This window comes from Haloferula sp. A504, assembly GCF_044385805.1.
GTDB lineage: Bacteria > Verrucomicrobiota > Verrucomicrobiia > Verrucomicrobiales > Akkermansiaceae > Haloferula.
In genome coordinates this window covers 1-372 of sequence record NZ_JBISBU010000227.1, presented here as the reverse complement: position 1 = coordinate 372, position 372 = coordinate 1, and the positions used below count along the sequence as shown (strand labels likewise).

Annotated in this window: 1 protein-coding gene; it reads right to left on the bottom strand. The window is 52.4% G+C overall.

All coding sequences use genetic code 11. From position 1 onward, the window contains the following. Window positions 1-372: hypothetical protein (locus tag ACG2LG_RS24290; RefSeq protein WP_396263502.1), on the bottom strand; the 372-nt coding region annotated here is incomplete at both ends.

Genomic DNA, 372 nt, shown 5'->3' with positions numbered 1-372 from the left:
TCCAGCGCCTTACCAAGCGCCTCGTTGCTATTCGACCAGATCCGCGGGTCATGAGATCCGCCTTTCCGTAAGGTTTGGGGCTCTCCATCGATGCTGCTCTGATAGACATTCTCTCCCTTAAGCCACTCTTCAAAGGCCGATTTGTTGGAATTTTTCTCAAGCTTACCCTTCACTTCCTCCCCACTAAGAGAGAAACCTACCTGACTCACTTGAAGGCCGCCTCTCACGGGGACGGCATCCACGTATCCAAATGGCAAACCACCATCCTCCTCAACTTTCATTCCTGAGAAATCGAGCGTCCCTCCTTCTTTGGGATCGGCATTGAAGCTCCCACTCGGCTGCTCAACTCCAGAGATCTGTTCAACAAGGGAC